The organism is Pseudomonas sp. BIGb0176 (genome assembly GCF_024810175.1).
Lineage (GTDB): Bacteria > Pseudomonadota > Gammaproteobacteria > Pseudomonadales > Pseudomonadaceae > Aquipseudomonas > Aquipseudomonas protegens.
Map to the genome: position 1 here is coordinate 306005 of NZ_JANUEC010000004.1, position 17564 is coordinate 323568.

Genomic DNA, 17564 nt, shown 5'->3' on the forward strand with positions numbered 1-17564 from the left:
ACCAAGCCTGTACCCGCTAAAGCAATGCCAGCGCCTTGTCCTTGAGCACCTGCAAATCCATCACCGGCACCCACATTTCCTTGGCCTGCTCGTCCCAGTGGCGCATGCGCAAACTCACCGCCCACAACGGGTCGAGTTCGAAGGCTGCCGCCTCTGCCGCGCTCATCACCCCACCCTGGTACTCCAGGGTGCGCCGGCTGGCTTCGCTCAGACGCTGGTAATAACCGGGGTCCTTGAAGGTCAGGTAGCGCTTGGCCTGGACGTGGTATTCCACCAGCCGCGCCAGGCGTTCGCTGAAACCCGCCCGGCGCAGGTAGTCCGCCCCCAGGCGCTCATGGCTGACCACGCCGAAGCCGCCCATGTTCTCGGCATCCTGCTGGCAGATATGCCCGATATCGTGGAAGAACGCCGCCAGCACCACCTCGTCGTCATAACCTTCCGCCAGGGCCAACTGCGCGGCCTGGGACATGTGCTCGATCTGCGACACCGGCTCGCCGATGTAGTCGCAGTCGCCGAAACACTCGTACAGGCCGAAGACCTCGTCGACCACCTGCTGTCGCCGCTCCATCACGCTTCCTCCAGCAGTCGGGCGATATTGCCCTCGGCCATGGCCGGGCCAACGCTCATGCCGACCCCGGTGTGCATCAGGGCCACATGGACCCCGGGGGCCGCCTCCAGGAAGGAGAACGGCGCCGGGCCGCGAGCGCCGTAGACACCCTGCCAGCGCTCCACCACCCGGACCCTGCAACCCAGGGTCTGCTCGGCCAGTTCGAGCAGCCAGTTGTCCACCTGTTCAGCATTGAACGGTGAAGGATCGCTACCGTAATCGTGGGAATCGCCGATGATCACTTCACCGTAGGGAGTCGGACTGATCAACAGGTGGATACCATGCTCGTGCAGATGGGGCGCCTCGCGCAGAATCTGCGCTTGCACCGCGGCGGCTTCCGGCAGGTCGGCGAAGGCCCCGTAGTGCACGCAACTCAGACCGGTCAGCAGGGCATGTTGCAGGTTGAGATTGGCCTCGGGCCGCGCCCGGAGCATCTGCAAGCGGCAGATCTGCGGCTGCAAGGCAGCGATCTGATCCGCCAGCAGGGTCTGATAATCGTGCCCCGAACACAGCACGATCCGCGGCGCGTGGAAGTTGCCGGCGGTGCTGCGCAACTGGCCCGGCTGGATATCCCGCACCAGGGTCGAGAAGTGAAACTGCACCCCCAGGTCCCGGCGCAGGTAGTCGATCAACTGCGGGATCGCTTCGCGGGAATACAGCTGCTGGTCGTCCAGGCCGTGCAAGGCCGCCCGGTGATGGCGGAACTGGCCGCCGTACAGATCATTCAGCGCCGCGCCCTGGAGCAGCTCGACGCGGTAGCCGTGCTCCAGCGCACGCCCGGCGCAGAAGGCTTCGAGCAACTGCTCCTCGGCTTCACTGCGGGCGAACAGGAAAGAGCCGTTGCGCTTGAGTTGCAGGCCCGCCAACTGTTGCCAGTCGGCCCAGATCTCGCGGCTGGCCCTGGCCAGCTCCAGCATGGTGCCCGGCGGCTGGCCGGTGACCAGGGCCTGGCCGAAGTTGCGCACCGAAGCGCCCAGGGGCGTGGCGCTGCGCTCGAAAACGTGCACCCGCAGACCGCGTTTGGCGGCGGCATAGGCATGGGACAGGCCCAGGATGCCGGCGCCGACGATCAGCAGATCGCTGTGATTGGTCATGAGTTGTTTCCTGGATGGGGAGCGCCTTCGCCGGCAAGCCGGCGAAGGCGATTGATCGGCTACTGCTTGGCAACCTTTTCCGACTTGCCGTCATAGCGCTTGCGCCATTCGGCGAGGATCTCGTCGCGGTTCTTCGAGGCCCAGGCAAAGTCGTTCTTGATCAGGCGCTGCTCGTAGTCGGCCGGCAGTTCGGTCTGCGGCTTGGCGATGCCCGGCTGGGCCAGCACGGCGAAGTTTTCCTTGTACAGCTCCATGGCCTCGGGGCTGGCGGAGAAGTCGGCGAGTTTCTTCGCCGCCTCTTCATGAGGCGTGCCCTTGATCACCGCGGTGGCTTCGATTTCCCAGCCCAGGCCTTCCTTCGGCAGGACAATGTCCAGCGGCGCGCCCTGGCGCTTGAGCTGCACGGCCGGGTACTCGAAGGAGATGCCAATCGGGAATTCACCGGCGGCGGCCAGCTTGCAGGGTTTGGAACCGGAGTGGACGTACTGGCCGATGTTCTGGTGCAGCTCATCCATGTACTGCCAGCCCTGCTTCTCGCCGAAGGTCTGCAGCCAGGCGCTGACGTCGAGGAAGCCGGTGCCCGAGGAGGCCGGGTTGGGCATGACGATCTTGCCTTTGTACTCGGGCTTGGTCAGGTCCTGCCAGCTCACCGGCTTGGTCAGGCCCTGCTTTTCGGCCTCCACGGTGTTGAAGCAGATGGTGGCGGCCCAGACGTCCATGCCGACCCAGGCCGGTGGGTTGGCGGCGTCGCGGTAGTTCGGGCCGATCTTGCCCAGATCCTTGGGCGCGTAGCTTTGCAGCATGCCCTGCTGGTCGAGGATCGCCAGGCTGGACGCGGCCAGGCCCCAGACCGCATCGGCCTGCGGGCGGGCTTTTTCCGCCAGCAGTTTGGCGGTGATGATCCCGGTGGAATCACGTACCCACTTGATCTCCACGTCCGGATTGGCCTTTTCGAAGGCTTGCTTGTAGGACTTCAATTGCTCGGCTTCAAGGGCCGTGTAGACCGTCAGCTCGGTTTTCGCAGCAAAGGCGTTCAGGCTGACAGCAGAGAGGACGGCAGCGGCAAGAGCCAGGGGCTTGAACATGGTGCGGTTCCTTAGTGAGTGCAGATCAGAGTGGGGGTGGGGGTGGGTGAAGCGCATCAGTGGCCCGGCGTGCCCTGGCGCCAGGCCTGGGAACGGCGCAGCAGGCCGCGCGAAGCCCAGGCCAGGAGCAGCGAGACGCCGGCGGAGGTGAACAGGATCAGAGTCGACATCGCCGCGGCGCCGCCGACGTTGCCGGCGTCGTCCATGTTCAGCACGGCGACGGCGGCGAGGATGGTGTCCGGGCTGTAGAGGAAGATGGCCGCCGACACCGTGGTCATGGCCGAGACGAACAGGTAGCGCACGATGTCCAGCAGCGCCGGCAGGCAGATCGGCACGGTAACCCGCAGGTAATGCCGGTACAGCGGCGCCTTGAGCGACAGCGCGGCCGCCTCGAACTCGGCATCCAGCTGGCGCAGGGCGGTGGTGGCGGTCATCTGCGCGGTGGTCAGGTAGTGGGCGATGGTGCACACCACCAGCAGGGTCATGGTGCCGTAGAACACATGCAACGGATTGCCATTGAGGTTGAAGAAGAAGACGTAGCCCAGGCCCAGCACCAGCCCGGGCACCGCCATGGGCACGAAACTGAGTATGCGCAGCGCCAGGTTCAAGCCGCGCTGGCCGCGGGTCTTCTCCATCAGGTAGGCGCCGGTAAAGATCACCACGCTGCCGATCAGCGCCGTGCACAGGGCCATGGTCAAGCTGTTGCGGTAGGCCAGCCAGCCACCGCCGGCGGTGTCGTTGAACTGGTAGTGGTTCAGCGACAGCGACAGGTTGTAGGGCCAGAATTTCACCAGCGACGAAAACACCGCCATGCCGAACACCAGCAGCAGGGCCGCGCAGATCAGCAACACAATGGCCAGGTAGCAGCCATCGCGCAGCCGCGACGGCGCTGGCTTGAATACCTGGGCACGGCCGCTCATGGAGTCGCCATGGCGCCGGCGCAGCCAGGCGTCGACACCGAAGCTGAACAGGGCCGGCAACAGCAGGACCATGCCGATCAACGCGCCACGGCCGAACTGCTGCTGCCCCACCACCGCCTTGTAGGCTTCCAGGGCCAGCACCTGATAGTCGCCACCCACTACCACCGGCACGCCGAAGTCGGTGATGGTCAGGGTGAACACCAGGCAGAAGGCGGCGAACACCGCCTGCCGAGTGGCCGGCCAGGTGATGCTGCGAAAGGCCTTGGCGGGGCTGGCGCCCATGCTCGACGCAGCGTCGAACAGCCGCGCGTCCGCCAGGGACAGCGCCGAGAGCAGGATCATCAGGGCATGGGGAAAGGTGTAGATGACCTCGCCGAGGACGATGCCCCAGAAGCCGTAGATGTTCTCGGCGAACAGGCCACGCAGCATCCCCTGATTGCCAAACAGATAGACCAGGGCAATGCCCGGGAGCATCGACGGCGCCATCAGCGGCAACAGCGACAGGCCGCGCCAGATGCCCTTGCCGGGAATCAGCGTGCGTTGCAGGGCGTAGGCGAACAGGTAGGCCAGGGGCACGACGATGGCGGCCACGCTGAGGGAGACCTTAAGACTGTTGCCCAGTAACCAGTGGAAGTTTTCGCTGGCCACCAGCTCGCGAGCCGCCAGCCAGCCTCCGCCCTGCCCGGCCTCGGCGCTGAAGCCCCGCCAGAAGATCGCCAACAGGGGCAACAGCACCGCGACACCCAGCAGGACCAGGAGCAGGATCTTGCCGCCGACGACAAAAATACGGTCGCCGATCTCGGCACGAGAAGCCGGGCGCGCCCGCTTGACGGGTAGCGGCAGGGACATGTGCGCAGTCATCTTAGGCAAACACCTGAAGGCTGCGCGGCGGCAAGGCGACCCAGATATCCTGGGCCCCCAGGCGCGGCATGGCTTCCGGTGCCAGCTCGGCCAGCAGCGCATGCCCCGGCAGTTGATTGAGTTCGAAGCTCATGCGGCAGCGATTGCCGAGGAAAGTGATCTCGCGGACCTTGGCCGGGAACAGGTTTTCCTCGTGCACCAGCGGATTCACGCTGATGGCTTCCGGACGGCAGAACAGCCGGCCCGAGGCGGTCTTGGCCGAGCCGTCGGCCAGGCGCACATTCATGCCGCCAACCTGGGCATGGCTGTCGCTGTTGCGGCTGAAGGGTAGCCAGTTGCCCTGGCCGACGAATTCGGCGACGAACGGCGTGGCCGGACGGTCGTAGATTTCCTGGGGCGTGGCGTACTGCTCGACCTTGCCGTTGTTCATCACGGCAATGCGGTCGGCCATCAGCATGGCTTCGTCCTGGTTGTGGGTAACCATCAGGGTGGTGATCCCCAGGCGCCGCTGCAGCTGGCGCAGCTCGGTGCACAGGTGCTCGCGGACCCGGGCATCCAGCGCCGACATCGGCTCGTCCAGCAGCAGCAACGACGGAGCCGGTGCCAAGGCACGGGCCAGGGCCACGCGCTGCTGCTGGCCGCCGGACAGCTGGCCGGGGTACTTCTTCTCGCTGCCGGTCAGCCCCACCAGTTCCAGCATCTGCGCCACGCGCTTGCGCGCTTCCTCACGACCGCTACCGGCCAGGCCGTAGGCGATGTTGGCTTCCACCGTGAGATTGGGAAACAGCGCATAGGACTGGAACAGGATCCCGTAGTCCCGGGCCTGGGGCGCCAGCAGCGACACGTCCCGATCCCCGAGGTACAACTCGCCTTGGTCCTGGCGTTCCAGGCCGGCGATGCAGCGCAGCAAGGTGGTCTTGCCGCAGCCGGACGGCCCCAGCAGGCACACCAGCTCCCCGGCGGCGACGTCCAGGGACACGTTATCCAGCGCGGTGAAGGCACCGAAGCGCTTGTGGATACCGCGCACCTTCATCGGTGCACCGGGGTTGCTCAGGGCAGTTGCAGCGGAGTTGTTCATGGACGCACCTCATCTAGCAGATGAGGCAAATCCTAGAGTTGCAATGCGTCGGTCATATGGCAGTAAGGCAAAAACGACCGATAGTGGTATTCAGGGATTTGGGTTCACGTGTAAATCATGTGCTCGCGAAGGCATCGGCATGGCCGATGCAGATCTTTCAGGCGGGAGCCATTTCCTGGGCCAGGCCGAGAAAGGCGGCGGGCAGGCGCGCGTTCTTGCGCTCCTTGAGGCAATACAGGTACTCGGCGATCTGCGGCGCGTTTTCGATGGTCAGTACCCGCAGTTGCGGGTCGTGGGGCACTTCCTGGCGGGCAATGATGCTGATGCCGATATTGCGCAGCACCGCCTCGCGGATCGATTCACGGCTGCCAATCTCCAACAGCGGGCCAAAGCTGACGTTGGCGTTCTTCAGCAGACCTTCGGTGAGGCTGCGGGTGGTGGAGCCGGGTTCGCGCATCAACAGCGTATGCCCGGCCAGGGCGTTGAGGGGCACGTGATCCAGCACCGCCAGGGGGTGATTGCGATGCACCGCCAGCACCAGCGGATCGCTGCCCAGCACCCGGCGGACCAACCGCGAATCCTCCAGCAGTTGCGAGGAAGCGGCCACATCCACCCGGTAGTCTTCCAGCGCCTCCAGGACCTGCTGGGAGTTGCCGATTTCCACCGAGACCTCCACCTGGGGCAGGCGCTGGCGGAAAGTCTTCACCAGATCGAGGATGTAGTACGGCGCGGTGGCGGCGATGCGCAGCGTGCCCTGCACCTGCCCGCAGTTGCGCAGGAAGAATTCGATGTCCGACTCTTTCTGCAGCAGCTCCTTGACCATCGGCAGCAAGCGCGCGCCCTCATCGCTCAGGCTCAGGCGGCGACCGCCTCGGTAGAACAGCTCCACCGCGTACTGGCTCTCCAGGTTGCGGACCTGGGTAGTCACCGTGGGCTGGCTGAGGCCGAGCTTCTTCGCCGCCTGGGTAATGCTGCCCAGGCGGGCGACCATGTAAAAAGCCTTCAGCTCGGCACTCAGCACAGGGTTCTCTCGTTGCTTATTTGCGCAGCAGGCGCAGACCGTTGAACACCACCAACAGGCTCACGCCCATGTCGGCGAATACTGCCATCCACATGGTGGCCAGCCCGGCAAAGGTTACCCCAAGAAAGATCGCCTTGATGACCAGGGCCAGGACGATATTTTGCTTGAGCACCACCGAGGTCTGGCGCGACAGGCGGATAAACGCCGGGATCTTGCGCAGATCATCGTCCATCAGGGCCACATCCGCGGTCTCGATGGCGGTGTCGGTGCCCGCCGCAGCCATGGCGAAACCGATTTCGGCGCGGGCCAGGGCCGGGGCGTCGTTGATGCCGTCGCCCACCATGCCCACCCGATGGCCCTGGGCGTACAGGTCTTCGATGGCCTGCAGCTTGTCGGTGGGCAGCAGGTCGCCCCGGGCCTGGTCGATACCCACCTGGGCCGCGATGGCTTGGGCGGTATGCGGGTTGTCGCCGGTGAGCATCAGGGTCTTGATCCCCAGCTCATGCAATTGCTGGATGGCTTCGCGGCTGGATTCCTTCACCGTATCGGCCACGGCGAACAGCGCCAGCGGGCCATTGCGGTCCAGCAGCAGGACCACGGTCTTGCCCTGCTTCTCCAGGGCGAAGAGTTTTTCTTCCAAAGCCGGGGAGCACAGGCCCAGCTCTTCCACCAGACGATGGTTGCCCAGGTGGTACAGCTCGCCATTGATCTCGCCGCGTACGCCTCGGCCGGTCAGGGCCTCGAAGTTATCCACAGGGTGCATGGCCAACTGTTTATCCACAGCCGCCTGGGCAATGGCCAGGGACACCGGGTGGTCGGAACGCCCTGCCAGGCTTGCGGCCAGGGCCGGGGCGGTGTCCTGGGCCAGCGGGTCCAGGGACAGGAAGTCGGTCTGCACCGGTTTGCCGTGGGTGATGGTGCCGGTCTTGTCCAGGGCCAGGTAGTCGAGCTTGTAGCCGCCTTCCAGGTAGACCCCGCCCTTGACCAGGATGCCCTTGCGCGCGGCAGCCGCCAGGCCGCTGACAATGCTCACCGGGGTGGAGATCACCAGGGCGCAGGGGCAAGCCACTACCAGCAGCACCAGGGCGCGGTAGATCCAGTCGAACCAGACGCCGCCCATGAATAGCGGCGGAATCAGCGCCACCGCCAGGGCGAAGGCGAATACCGCCGGGGTGTAGATTTTCGAGAAGCTGTCAACGAAGCGCTGGGTCGGAGCCCGGGCGCCCTGGGCCTGTTCCACAGCGTGGATGATCCGCGCCAGGGTCGAGTTGTTGGCGGCGGCAGTCACTCGGTATTCCAGGGAGCCGGCCTGGTTGATGGTGCCGGCGAAAACCTTGTCGCCCACAGTCTTTTCCACCGGCAGGCTTTCACCGGTGATCGGCGCCTGGTCGATGGTGGAGTTGCCGGACACGACCTCGCCGTCGAGGCCGATGCGCTCGCCGGGACGCACCCGCACCAGTGCGCCAAGTTCGACGTTTTTCGCTTCCTGTTCGCTCCAGTTGCCGTCTGCCTGCTGCACCGTGACCCGTTCCGGGGTCATCTGCATCAGGCCGCTGATGGCGTTGCGCGCCCGATCCAGGGAACGGGCCTCGATCAATTCCGCCACGGTGAACAGGAACATCACCATCGCCGCTTCCGGCCATTGGCCGATCAGCACGGCGCCGGTCACGGCGATGCTCATCAGGGCATTGATGTTGAGGTTGCGGTTCTTCAGGGCGATCCAGCCCTTCTTGTAGGTGGTCAGGCCACCACTGAGGATCGACACCAGGGCCACCAGGGCAATCACCCAGTCGGGCGCGGCATTGGTGAAATGGATGACCTCGGCAGCCAGCGCGCCGATACCGGACAGGGCCAGCGGCCACCAGGGCTTCTTCACGGGCGCTGCGGCAGGCGCGGCTTGGTCACCCTCCTGTTCCAGGGGTTCGGCGTGCATGCCCAGTGACTTGACCGCCTCGATGATAGGCGCGGTGCTCGGCAGGTCGTGGGTCACCCCCAGCACGCGGTTCATCAGGTTGAACTCCAGCGCCTGGACCCCGGCCAGCTTGCCCAGCTTGTTCTGGATCAGGGTCTGTTCGGTGGGGCAGTCCATGGCTTCGATGCGAAAGCTGCTCAAGCGCGCGCCGGCGGTCGGGGTCTCGCTCAGGGTGACCCTGGACGGCGCCAGGTCGGCGGAACCGCAGCAGGATGCGCCGTGGGCGGCATGATCGTGTGCCTTGACCGGCTGCAACTTGCCCGCGGGCGCATGGGAATGGCTGTGGCCATGGCTGTGATCGTGATCGTGATCGTGATCGTGATCGTGATCAGCCTGGGGCTGCTGATCCGCGGTTTTGCGCGGGCTGTGGAGAGAATCGCTCATTAGGGTCCCTTCCGAATTAAGGTGCTTGTTGCCAAGTGAACACCCTGTAGCCACTATAGGGTCAAGCACCCATTCGGAGACGACGGCAATGAAGATTGGCGAACTGGCGAAACTCACCGACTGTCAGGTCGAGACCATCCGTTACTACGAGCGCGAAGGGCTGCTGCCGGAACCGGCCCGCAGTGAAGGCAACTATCGCCTCTACACCCAGGCCCACACCGAGCGCCTGACCTTTATCCGCAATTGCCGCAGCCTGGACATGACCCTCGAGGAGATCCGCAGCCTGCTCAACCTGCGTGACAGCCCCCAGGACCAGTGCGCCAGCGTCAACGCCCTGATCGACGAGCATATCCATCACGTCAAGGCGCGCATCGACGGCTTGCTGGCCCTGCAGGAACAACTGCTGGACCTGCGCCAGCGCTGCAGCGAGGGCCCGGACCTTGAGCACTGCGGAATTCTCCAGCGCCTGGAAGTCAGCGGCTCGGTGGCCCCCAATGAGAGCGAGCCCTCCCATGTCGGGCGCAGCCACGGGCACTGAACCCCTGGCGCGGTTTCAGGCGCCGCGCCGAACGCTGGCCGTCAGCCGCAGATAAGCCCCTTCGAGGATTGCCAGCAGCCGCTGGTCCAGTTGCTGCCAGGCCAGCCCCTGGCGCACCAGCCAGGCGCTGAGCCCCCCCACCAGGCAGCCACCCAGAATGTCGAAAGGGAAATGCACACCCAGGTAGACCCGTGCCCAACTCACCAGGAGCGCCAGGCCCAGCATCACCAGCCCGGTCTTGCGCAGGCTGGCCAGGATCAGCGCGAAAGCCATGGCGAACATGCCACTGGCGTGGTCGCTGGGGAAGGATGCCCCGGGCGCGTGGGCGAGGAAGTTCTGACCCAGGCCGATCATGAACGGCCGAGGATGGAACCACAGCTCACGGACCAGCAGGTTGCAGACCAGGGCCAGGACAATGCTCAGGCCGGCAAGCAACACGATCATGCGCTGGCGGCGCTCGCCGAAAACCCAGAACACCACCAGCAGCAGCGGCACGCTGAGTACCACCCATTGCGCGAGGAAAACCGCCAGTGCACGCATCGGCATGGACGCCCCGGCACTGGCGTTGATGGCCAGGAACAGGCTGTGATTGAGTTCTTCCATTCGGGGCTCACGTTGAATGTCACAAGGACCACACCCCGCACCTGGCAGGGCCGCTACTCAGAGCGTAGCTGGCCGCCGGGCACAGCCATGCCCGGAACGGCTCCGGGCACAGGTCGATAAGGGCAACAGGATCAATCGACAAGGGCCGCGCGGCCCTTGCTGCAGTAGCTGGATGCTCAGACCGCCATCGGCGCCGTCATGGGCGCGTGGTGCTCATAGCCTTCCAGGGAGAAGTCGCTCGGTTCGATCAGCTCCAGCCACTCCGGCTGGTAGACGCCGGTCTTGGCGAACTCCGGCACACGCTCGGAAATCACCAGCTTGGGCATCGGGAACGGCTCGCGCTTGAGCTGTTCGTTGAGCATGTCCAGATGGTTTTCATAGACGTGGGCATCACCGATGAAATAGGTGAACCAGCGCGGCGTGTAGCCGGTCAGGCGGCCGATCAGGCTCAGCAGCGCAGCACCCTCGGTGAGGTTGAACGGCGTGCCCAGGCCCAGGTCGTTGGAGCGGATGTAGAGGGTCAGGGAGATTTCCCGGGTCTCGACATTGGGGTGGAACTGGTACAGCAGGTGGCACGGCGGCAAGGCCATTTCATCCAGCTGGGCGCAGTTCCAACCGTGGAACAGGATCCGCCGGCTACCCGGGTCGTTGATGATGGTGTCGACGCACTGGCGCACCTGGTCGATGGCCTTGTACAGCACCACGTAGCCCTGGCCGTCTTCCTCGCCTGCGGCGATCTGCCGGTAGCCCTGGCTCAGCGCCAGGTCGATGGCCGCCTGGTTGCTGGTCTTGATCTGTTTGTAGGCCGGCCACTTGCGCCACTGCACGCCGTAGATCTCGCCCAGGTCGTCGTCGCCCTGGCGGAACGGGTTGGCCAGCCACTGGGCGTTTTCGTTGGCGTTCTGGTCCCAGACCTTGCAGCCCAGCGCACGAAACTCGGCGGCGTTGTTTACCCCGCGCAGGAAGCCGACCATCTCGCCGATGGCCGACTTGAAGGCCATCTTGCGGGTGGTGATGGCCGGGAAACCTTCCTTGAGGTCGTAGCGCAGCATGGCCCCGGGGAAGCTGATGGTGTTCACACCGGTGCGGTTGGCCTGCTTGGTGCCGTTGTTGATGACGTGGGCCACCAGATCAAGATATTGCTTCATGAATTACCTGCATCCTTGAACCCGGGGCGCGCCCCGGGGTTCGAATTTATTGCGCCGCGCTCTTGGCCGGAGCGCGATGATAAGCCAGCCAGATCAACCCCAAGCCACCGAGAATCATCGGCACGCACAGGACCTGACCCATGGTCAGCCAGTTCCAGGCCAGGTAGCCCAGCTGGGCGTCCGGCACCCGGACGAACTCGACGATGAAACGGAAGATCCCGTAGAACAGGGCGAACATACCGGAAACCGCCATGGTCGGCCGGGGTTTGCGCGAGAACAGCCAGAGGATCAGGAACAGCGCCACGCCTTCCAGGGCGAACTGATACAGCTGCGAGGGATGGCGCGGCAATTGCGCCGGATCGCTGAACGGCGGGAACACCATGGCCCAGGGCAGATCGGTGGGCTTGCCCCACAGTTCAGCGTTGATGAAGTTGCCGATGCGCCCGGCGCCCAGGCCGATCGGCACCATCGGCGCGACGAAATCCATCAGTTCGAAGAAGGTCTTGTTGTTGCGCTTGCCGAACCACCAGGCCGCCAGCATCACCCCGATGAAACCACCGTGGAACGACATGCCGCCCTTCCACACCTCGAAGATCAGCGTCGGGTTGGCCAGGTAGGCGCTCAGGTCGTAGAACAGCACATAACCCAGGCGACCACCGACTATCACCCCCATGGACATCCAGAACACCATGTCCGAGAGCTTCTCCTTGCTCCAGGTCGGATCGAAACGGTTCAGGCGGCGCGACGCCAGCAACCAGGCACCGCCAATGCCGATCAGGTACATCAGGCCGTACCAGTGGATTTTCAGCGGGCCGATGGCCAGGGCCACCGGATCAATCTGCGGGTAGGGCAGCATTGCGACTCCTCGTAAGGGTTAGAACTTCAGATTCCCGGGGCAAACTGCCAGCCCAGGATTAAGCCAGGATTGCGTCACCACTCAGAACAGGAAGCTGAGCCCCACGCAGAACAGTAGCGCGGCGAACATGCGTTTCAACAGGCGTGGCGACAGTTTGTGGGCCAGGCGCGCGCCGATGCGGGCAAACACCATGCTGGTCAGGGCAATGCCCAACAGGGCCGGCAAATAAACGAAACCGAGACTATGGGCCGGGAGCAGCGGATCATGCCAGCCCAGAATCATGAAACTTAAGGCACTGGCCAGGGCAATGGGCAAACCGCAGGCCGATGAGGTGGCCACCGCCTGCTGCATGGGCACGCTGCGCCAGGTGAGAAAAGGCACGGTGAGGGAGCCACCGCCGATGCCGAAGATCGCCGAGGCCCAGCCAATCACACCGCCGGCGGCCGTCAGGCCCAGCTTGCCGGGCACCTGGCGGCTGGCCTTGGGCTTGAGCTCCAGGGTCATCTGCAGGGCCACCACGAGGGCAAACACACCGATGATTTTCTGCAGGTGCGGGCCGGAGATCGCCTCGGCGGTCAGTGCGCCGAAACCGGCGCCCAGGAGGATACCCACGGTCATCCAGGCGAAGATCGGCCAGCGCACAGCGCCACGCCGATGGTGCTCGCGCACCGCATTGACCGAGGTAAAGATGATGCTGGCCAGGGAGGTGCCGACCGCCAGATGGGTCAGCACCGAGACATCGAAGCCTTGCAGGGTGAAGCTGAACACCAGCACCGGGACTATGATGATCCCGCCGCCCACGCCGAACAGCCCGGCCAGCACGCCCGCACAGGCGCCCAGTAGCAGATAGAGCAGAAATTCCATGGGAGCATCCGAAAAATAGATCGGCATGGTAACGGAAGCGCCGCCCCGGACTCCACTGGATGGCGATGGATACCCGCCGGATCTGTGCGTAAAGTGGGCAAAAACACACAGGGGGCCACCTTAATGTGCTTGATCGTTTTCGCCTGGCGGCCGGGTCATGCTCAGCCACTGATCGTCGCGGCCAACCGTGATGAATTCTACGCGCGGCCGAGCCTGCCCCTGGGGCAGTGGCCGGAACTGCCGCAGATCCACGCCGGTCGCGACCTGGAAGCCGGCGGCACCTGGCTCGGGGTCGGCGCCGAGGGCCGCTTTGCCGCCCTGACCAATATCCGCAACCCGCACCAGCCTCCGGCGCGGCGCTCGCGGGGTGAACTGGTGGCGCGCTTTCTCGCCGGCGACGTGCCCCTGGATGATTATTTGCGCGATGTAGTCGGGCGCTCGGTGGAGTACGCCGGGTTCAACCTGCTGCTGGGCAATGCCGAGCAACTGTGGCACTACAACGCTCGGGACCCGCAGCCGCAACGGTTGGAGCCTGGGGTCTACGGCCTTTCCAATGCCGGGCTGGATACGCCCTGGCCCAAGCTGCTCAAGGCCAGGGCGGCGTTGCAGGAGGTGTTGCATGATCCACAGCCCCAGGCACTGCTGGCGCTGTTGAGCGACCCGCAGACAGCGCCCTTCGCCGACCTGCCGGACACCGGCGTGGGCTTGGCCACCGAAAGCCTGCTGTCCAGCGTGTTCATCGCCAGCCCCAGCTACGGCACGCGAGCCAGCACGGCACTGATCGTCCACGCCGATGGCTCGCGGCATCTGCTGGAACGCAGCTTCGGCCCCTATGGCGGGCATCTGGGAGAGGTCGAACTGAAGGTCTGAAGCGTTCCCCGGCACGCCGACTCCCACGTACGCTTCTGTAGGAGCCGGCTTGCCGGCGAAGAAAACAACCCGGTTACAGGGTCTTGCTCGAAGCCGGATTGATCATCCGCGCCAGCCCGAGTTTCTTCAGCGCCAGTTGCAGCGAACTGTGGATAACTTGCGGGTTGTCGATGGTCATCATTTCCGCCAGCAGTTCCTTGGCCTTGGTCATGCTGACCTGACGCAGCATCCACTTCACCTTCGGCAGGTTGGTGGCGTTCATCGACAGGCTGTCGAAGCCCATCGCCATCAACAGCACCGCCGCCGCCGGATCACCGGCCATCTCGCCGCAGATGCTCACTGGCTTGCCTTCGGCATGGGCATCACGCACCACGTTCTGCAGCGCTTGCAGCACCGCCGGGTGCAGGTAGTCGTAGAGATCGGCCACCCGTGGGTTGTTGCGGTCCACCGCCAGCAGGTACTGGGTCAGGTCGTTGGAGCCCACCGAGAGGAAGTCCACCTGGCGCGCCAGTTCCTTGGTCTGGTACACCGCGGCGGGGATTTCGATCATCACCCCCACTGGCGGCATCGGTACGTCAGTGCCTTCATCGCGCACTTCGCCCCAGGCCCGGTGGATCAGGTGCAAGGCTTCTTCCAGCTCGTGGATGCCGGAAATCATCGGCAGCAGGATGCGCAAATTGTTCAGGCCTTCGCTGGCCTTGAGCATCGCCCGGGCCTGTACCAGGAAGATCTCCGGGTGGTCGAGGGTCACGCGGATCCCGCGCCAGCCAAGGAAGGGGTTGTCTTCCTTGATCGGGAAGTACGACAGCGACTTGTCGCCGCCGATGTCCAGACTGCGCATGGTCACCGGTTGCGGATGGAAGGCCGCCAGCTGTTCGCGATAGATCGCCAGCTGTTCCTTCTCGCTGGGGAAGCGCTGGTTGATCATGAACGGCACTTCAGTGCGATACAGGCCCACGCCTTCGGCCCCGCGCTTCTGCGCCCGGGCTACATCGGCCAGCAGGCCGGTGTTGACCCACAGCGGCATGCGATGGCCATCGGGGGTGATGCAGGGCAGGTCGCGCAGGGCATCCAGCCCCTGGGCCAGTTGCCGTTCTTCTTCCACCACATCGGCGAACTGCTTGCGCAGCACGTCGCTGGGGTTGGTGTAGACCTCGCCGTGGTAGCCGTCGACGATCATCTGGATGCCGTCGACCTTGGAGTACGGCAGGTCCACCAGGCCCATCACCGTCGGGATGCCCATGGCCCGGGCCAGGATCGCCACGTGGGAGTTGCCCGAACCCAGCACCGAGACCAGGCCCACCAGCTTGCCTTCCGGCACCTCGCCGAGCATGGCCGGGGTCAGTTCCTCACTGACCAGGATGGTGTTGTCGGGATAGACCAGGGTCTGCTGGCGCTCTTCCTGCAGGTACGCCAGGAGCCGGCGGCCCAGGTCCTTGACGTCCGAGGCCCGCTCGCGCAGGTAGGCATCGTCCATCAGTTCGAAACGGTTGACGTGATCGGTGACCACCTGGCGCAACGCGCCCTGGGCCCATTGCCCGGTCTTGATAACGGCCTTCACTTCACTGCCCAGGGAGGCGTCGTCGAGCATCATCAGGTAGACGTCGAACAGCGCGCGCTCTTCAGGGCGCAATTGGGTGGCGAGCTTTTCCGATAGCGCGCGCATATCGGCCCGCACCCCTTCCAGGGCGCTCTTGAACAGGGCCAGTTCGGCGTCGATGTCGGTGACGTGCTTGTCCGGCACCACATCCAGGTCGGCCGGCGGCAGCATCACCACCGCGCTGCCCACTGCAGCGCCGGGCGAGCCCGGTACGCCAACGAACTTGGCTTCCTGAATGCCCTTGCCCTGGCGACCCAGGCCACGGATCGAACCGGTGGCCTCGGCATGGGCGATAACCCCGGCCAGTTGGGCGCTCATGGTCACCAGGAAGGCTTCTTCGCCTTCGTCGAACTGGCGCCGCTCCTTTTGCTGGATAACCAGCACGCCCACCACCCGGCGGTGGTGAATGATCGGCGCACCGAGGAACGAGGCGTAACGCTCCTCACCGGTTTCGGCGAAGTAGCGATAGCGCGGGTGGTCGGCGGCGTTTTCCAGGTTGAGGGGTTCTTCGCGAGTGCCCACCAGGCCTACCAGGCCTTCGTTGGGCGCCATGCTGACCTTGCCGATGGAGCGCTTGTTCAAGCCCTCGGTGGCCATCAGGACGAAACGGTTGGTTTCCGGGTCCAGCAGATAGACCGAGCAGACCTGGCTGCCCATGGCCTCTTTGACGCGCAATACAATAATCCCCAACGCCGCCTTGAGATCCTTGGCGGAGTTAACTTCCTGGACGATCTTGCGCAGCGTATTGAGCATGGCTCGGGGTCGAACTCCGTCGTCAGTCGCGCACTAGCAGGCGCGGGGCAAGCTCTTTGAGAGCGCGGCGATACACTTCGCGCTTGAATGTCACCACCTGGCCCAACGGATACCAATAACTGACCCAGCGCCAGCCATCGAATTCCGGTTTACCGGTCAAATCCATCCGCACCCGCTGCTCGTTGGAGATCAGGCGCAGGAGAAACCATTTCTGCTTCTGGCCGATGCACAGCGGTTGGCTGTGGGTCCGGACCAGACGCTGCGGCAAACGATAGCGCAACCAGCCCCGGGTGCAGGCGAGAATTTGCACATCTTCGCGCTCCAGCCCCACTTCTTCGTTCAGCTCGCGATACAAGGCGTCTTCCGGCGTCTCATCGGGGTTGATTCCCCCTTGAGGAAACTGCCAGGCATCTTGATTGATACGGCGAGCCCATAGCACCTGTCCGGCATCATTGGTCAGAATGATCCCGACATTGGGGCGGAAACCATCGGGGTCGATCACGGCTACAACCTCGCAAACGCATGTCGCCGCATTGTTCCACAAAGCTTGGGAATGCAGCAACGAGGCTGCTTACCTTATGTGCACTCTTGTGAAAAGACCGTATTCTGGGCACCTTTTTCCGCGACTTTTCAGCGAGTAACTGCAATGCGCCTGGCTTTATTCGACTTGGACAACACGCTTTTGGGCGGCGACAGCGACCACGCCTGGGGCGACTATCTGTGCGAGCGGGGCTTCCTCGACGCCGTCGCCTACAAGACCCGTAACGACGAGTTCTATCAGGATTACCTGGCCGGCAAGCTCGACAATGCCGCCTACCTGAACTTCTGCCTGGAAATCCTCGGCCGCACCGCCATGGCCGTGCTTGAAGAGTGGCACCGCGACTTCATGCGCGACTGCATCGAGCCGATCCTCCTGCCCAAGGCCCAGGCCCTGCTGGACAAGCATCGCGCTGCCGGCGACAAGCTGGTGATCATCACCGCGACCAACCGTTTCGTGACCGCGCCGATCGCCGAACGCCTGGGCGTGGAAACCCTGATCGCCACCGAATGCGAAATGCAGGATGGCCGCTACACCGGGCGCAGTACCGATGTGCCGTGTTTCCGTGAAGGCAAGGTCACCCGCCTCAACCGCTGGCTGGAAGAGACCGGCCACAGCCTGGAAGACAGCTACTTCTACAGCGATTCGATGAACGACCTGCCCCTGCTGGAGCAAGTGACCACCGCCGTGGCCGTTGACCCGGACCCGAACCTGCGGGCCGAGGCCGAGAAACGTGGCTGGCAGGTCATCAGCCTGCGCGACTAGACAGCTC

General features: G+C 64.4%; 16 protein-coding genes. 3 read left to right on the plus strand and 13 right to left on the minus strand.

The features are described 5' to 3' along the window. Positions 1–16: 16 nt before the first annotated feature. The 7 genes from M2395_RS24460 to M2395_RS24490 all read right to left on the minus strand — a co-directional run bounded on the left by M2395_RS24460 (position 17) and on the right by M2395_RS24490 (position 9022). Positions 17–568 carry a phosphonate degradation HD-domain oxygenase gene (locus tag M2395_RS24460; protein ID WP_053154382.1) on the minus strand — a complete coding sequence of 184 codons (552 nt, stop codon included), beginning with the start codon at positions 566–568 and terminating at the stop codon, positions 17–19. Then, a complete protein-coding gene (locus M2395_RS24465) occupies positions 568–1701 on the minus strand; it encodes a TIGR03364 family FAD-dependent oxidoreductase (protein ID WP_077934918.1) in 1134 nt (377 codons plus the stop codon). Before M2395_RS24465 ends, M2395_RS24460 begins: the two co-directional genes overlap by 1 nt. Positions 1702–1760: 59 nt before the next feature. After that, complete coding sequence (locus M2395_RS24470; protein WP_011064061.1) at positions 1761–2786, minus strand: putative 2-aminoethylphosphonate ABC transporter substrate-binding protein; 1026 nt, start codon at positions 2784–2786, stop codon at positions 1761–1763. Positions 2787–2842: 56 nt separating this feature from the next. After that, positions 2843–4567 carry a putative 2-aminoethylphosphonate ABC transporter permease subunit gene (locus M2395_RS24475; RefSeq protein ID WP_077934919.1) on the minus strand — a complete coding sequence of 575 codons (1725 nt, stop codon included), beginning with the start codon at positions 4565–4567 and terminating at the stop codon, positions 2843–2845. A 1-nt stretch (position 4568) separates the two neighbouring features. Beyond that, entirely contained in the window at positions 4569–5645 is a 1077-nt protein-coding gene (locus M2395_RS24480) for a putative 2-aminoethylphosphonate ABC transporter ATP-binding protein (protein WP_077934920.1), read from the minus strand. 157 nt (positions 5646–5802) lie between these two features. After that, positions 5803–6666 carry a LysR family transcriptional regulator gene (locus M2395_RS24485; protein WP_053154394.1) on the minus strand — a complete coding sequence of 288 codons (864 nt, stop codon included), beginning with the start codon at positions 6664–6666 and terminating at the stop codon, positions 5803–5805. A 16-nt stretch (positions 6667–6682) separates the two neighbouring features. Beyond that, a complete protein-coding gene (locus M2395_RS24490; protein WP_019093436.1) occupies positions 6683–9022 on the minus strand; it encodes a heavy metal translocating P-type ATPase in 2340 nt (779 codons plus the stop codon). 88 nt (positions 9023–9110) lie between these two features. Between M2395_RS24490 and cadR the strand changes: the two genes are divergently transcribed. Further along, positions 9111–9560 (plus strand): Cd(II)/Pb(II)-responsive transcriptional regulator, encoded by a 450-nt coding sequence (gene cadR / locus M2395_RS24495; RefSeq protein ID WP_011064066.1) that lies wholly within the window; start codon positions 9111–9113, stop codon positions 9558–9560. 15 nt (positions 9561–9575) lie between these two features. Here the strand turns inward: cadR and M2395_RS24500 are convergent, their stop codons facing one another. The 4 genes from M2395_RS24500 to M2395_RS24515 form a co-directional block, all read right to left on the minus strand. Further along, a complete protein-coding gene (locus tag M2395_RS24500; protein WP_053160350.1) occupies positions 9576–10163 on the minus strand; it encodes an undecaprenyl-diphosphatase in 588 nt (195 codons plus the stop codon). Between the two features lie 176 nt (positions 10164–10339). Continuing rightward, positions 10340–11311 carry a thymidylate synthase gene (locus tag M2395_RS24505; protein WP_015637397.1) on the minus strand — a complete coding sequence of 324 codons (972 nt, stop codon included), beginning with the start codon at positions 11309–11311 and terminating at the stop codon, positions 10340–10342. Positions 11312–11357: 46 nt separating this feature from the next. After that, positions 11358–12167, minus strand: coding sequence for a prolipoprotein diacylglyceryl transferase (gene lgt / locus M2395_RS24510; RefSeq protein ID WP_011064069.1), 810 nt, complete (start codon positions 12165–12167; stop codon positions 11358–11360). A gap of 81 nt (positions 12168–12248) precedes the next feature. Continuing rightward, entirely contained in the window at positions 12249–13031 is a 783-nt protein-coding gene (locus tag M2395_RS24515; protein ID WP_026020005.1) for a sulfite exporter TauE/SafE family protein, read from the minus strand. Between the two features lie 123 nt (positions 13032–13154). Between M2395_RS24515 and M2395_RS24520 the strand changes: the two genes are divergently transcribed. Continuing rightward, positions 13155–13901, plus strand: coding sequence for an NRDE family protein (locus M2395_RS24520; protein ID WP_011064071.1), 747 nt, complete (start codon positions 13155–13157; stop codon positions 13899–13901). 73 nt (positions 13902–13974) lie between these two features. Here the strand turns inward: M2395_RS24520 and ptsP are convergent, their stop codons facing one another. Both ptsP and M2395_RS24530 read right to left on the minus strand, forming a co-directional pair. Further along, entirely contained in the window at positions 13975–16254 is a 2280-nt protein-coding gene (gene ptsP, locus M2395_RS24525; protein ID WP_011064072.1) for a phosphoenolpyruvate--protein phosphotransferase, read from the minus strand. Between the two features lie 22 nt (positions 16255–16276). Beyond that, a complete protein-coding gene (locus M2395_RS24530; protein WP_011064073.1) occupies positions 16277–16756 on the minus strand; it encodes an RNA pyrophosphohydrolase in 480 nt (159 codons plus the stop codon). 144 nt (positions 16757–16900) lie between these two features. Between M2395_RS24530 and M2395_RS24535 the strand changes: the two genes are divergently transcribed. Continuing rightward, positions 16901–17557: an HAD family phosphatase gene (locus M2395_RS24535; protein ID WP_123431089.1), complete on the plus strand. Its 657-nt coding sequence runs from the start codon at positions 16901–16903 to the stop codon at positions 17555–17557. Positions 17558–17564: the final 7 nt, after the last annotated feature.

Coding starts and splice junctions, on each gene's coding strand:
- M2395_RS24460 (WP_053154382.1), bottom strand. CDS start 568: ATGGAGCGGCGACAGCAGGTGGTCGACGAGGTCTTCGGCCTGTACGAG.
- M2395_RS24465 (WP_077934918.1), bottom strand. CDS start 1,701: ATGACCAATCACAGCGATCTGCTGATCGTCGGCGCCGGCATCCTGGGC.
- M2395_RS24470 (WP_011064061.1), bottom strand. CDS start 2,786: ATGTTCAAGCCCCTGGCTCTTGCCGCTGCCGTCCTCTCTGCTGTCAGC.
- M2395_RS24475 (WP_077934919.1), bottom strand. CDS start 4,567: ATGACTGCGCACATGTCCCTGCCGCTACCCGTCAAGCGGGCGCGCCCG.
- M2395_RS24480 (WP_077934920.1), bottom strand. CDS start 5,645: ATGAACAACTCCGCTGCAACTGCCCTGAGCAACCCCGGTGCACCGATG.
- M2395_RS24490 (WP_019093436.1), bottom strand. CDS start 9,022: ATGAGCGATTCTCTCCACAGCCCGCGCAAAACCGCGGATCAGCAGCCC.
- cadR (WP_011064066.1), top strand. CDS start 9,111: ATGAAGATTGGCGAACTGGCGAAACTCACCGACTGTCAGGTCGAGACC.
- M2395_RS24500 (WP_053160350.1), bottom strand. CDS start 10,163: ATGGAAGAACTCAATCACAGCCTGTTCCTGGCCATCAACGCCAGTGCC.
- M2395_RS24505 (WP_015637397.1), bottom strand. CDS start 11,311: ATGAAGCAATATCTTGATCTGGTGGCCCACGTCATCAACAACGGCACC.
- lgt (WP_011064069.1), bottom strand. CDS start 12,167: ATGCTGCCCTACCCGCAGATTGATCCGGTGGCCCTGGCCATCGGCCCG.
- M2395_RS24515 (WP_026020005.1), bottom strand. CDS start 13,031: ATGGAATTTCTGCTCTATCTGCTACTGGGCGCCTGTGCGGGCGTGCTG.
- M2395_RS24520 (WP_011064071.1), top strand. CDS start 13,155: ATGTGCTTGATCGTTTTCGCCTGGCGGCCGGGTCATGCTCAGCCACTG.
- ptsP (WP_011064072.1), bottom strand. CDS start 16,254: ATGCTCAATACGCTGCGCAAGATCGTCCAGGAAGTTAACTCCGCCAAG.
- M2395_RS24535 (WP_123431089.1), top strand. CDS start 16,901: ATGCGCCTGGCTTTATTCGACTTGGACAACACGCTTTTGGGCGGCGAC.